Here is a 1,162-nt window from a genome sequence, read left to right as displayed (position 1 = left end):
ACAGCATCGCCCGCAGCAGCTTCTCCGGTGGGATCGACGGCCGCCCAATCGGCGAATAGAGCGCGGCAAACTCGCGCTCCAGCACCGCCAGCGCTTCGTTCACGATTGTCCGGATCGCTCGCAGCGGATGATCACGCCGCACCCGCGCCTCCAGATCAACGTAGCTAAACAGCTCTCCTGTTCGATTGTCGCCGCCGCGCACGCACCATCTCCGAATCGCATCGGAGGCCAATGAATCATGGTCGCCGGTCGGCGGCGAGCGCCTTTTTCAACAGCCTGCTAGATGAGCCTGCACAAACGGAAGGCTCGTACTTATAGATGAAGGCCAGGATTCGCAAATGAACTCGTGCGACTTCGACCCGCTCGACCGCTACTACCCCTCGATCAACTTGGGCTACTTCCTTCCATCATCGTTTGATGCGTACGCAAGCAAACGACTGACCTCGCCCAGATTCTTGCAGCGCAATGTGCGCCCCCCTTTGAGAGGACCTTTGCTAATCGTGGGCGCGAGAATCGGACTATCTCCGAGACGGAAGGGATTAGAAAATGCGAAACCTGCAACGCGGCGCGGCATCCGTCCGATTCTTCATGGTGCTTGGCATTGAGATGCTCAGGGCCGCAGGCCCTGACCTGGCGTGCGCCAGCGGCGCATCGCCGCAACGGAAAATGGCACCCGCAGGAGCGTGAGCATAGCGACGCCGAAGGCGGCACGCGGGACCGAGTGCAGCGACGAGACCGGTTAAGAGGGCACCCGGGAACGGGGCAGTGATAGCGACGCCGGCATACTTCATGACGGCGGGACCCTTTCCCGCGTGCTCCCGGCGAGGAGCTCCGATAGTCGTTGTGCGAGGGATCGAAGCCGCCAGGCGTGCGCCGTTGTGGCGTGAAGAAGAAGGGAGTGTTCGAAAGAATGGAGCCTACTGGTTGGGCTCTTACTTGCCCGGCTTACCGGTGTCGGAAACGACTGAGACCTCGAAAGAGGAACGGGACCAGAGCATGCCGGGAAACGTCTCGAAATCGGGCGCCGCAGCCCGGTGGAGAGCACAGAGTAAGGTGTGCATGGTGAAAGCTGTATTGCCTGAATCCCAGTTTCCAGTCGCCAAAGGGCTGGCAGTAGCGAACGCGGCTGACACGCTACGCCACGCGGGGCAGACCGCACCGG

1 protein-coding gene is annotated in these 1,162 nt (G+C 61.4%); it reads right to left on the bottom strand.

The genetic code is table 11. The features are described from left to right. The coding region (locus E4K65_RS46670) for a transposase (protein WP_488226134.1) at positions 1-202 on the bottom strand (202 nt) is incomplete at its 3' end. Positions 203-1,162 lie beyond the last annotated feature (960 nt).

The sequence above is a fragment of the Bradyrhizobium niftali genome (assembly GCF_004571025.1).
In the GTDB taxonomy this organism is placed as follows: domain Bacteria; phylum Pseudomonadota; class Alphaproteobacteria; order Rhizobiales; family Xanthobacteraceae; genus Bradyrhizobium; species Bradyrhizobium niftali.
Note: the sequence above shows the minus strand (reverse complement) of the source record. Positions and strands in the feature narration are given on the sequence as shown.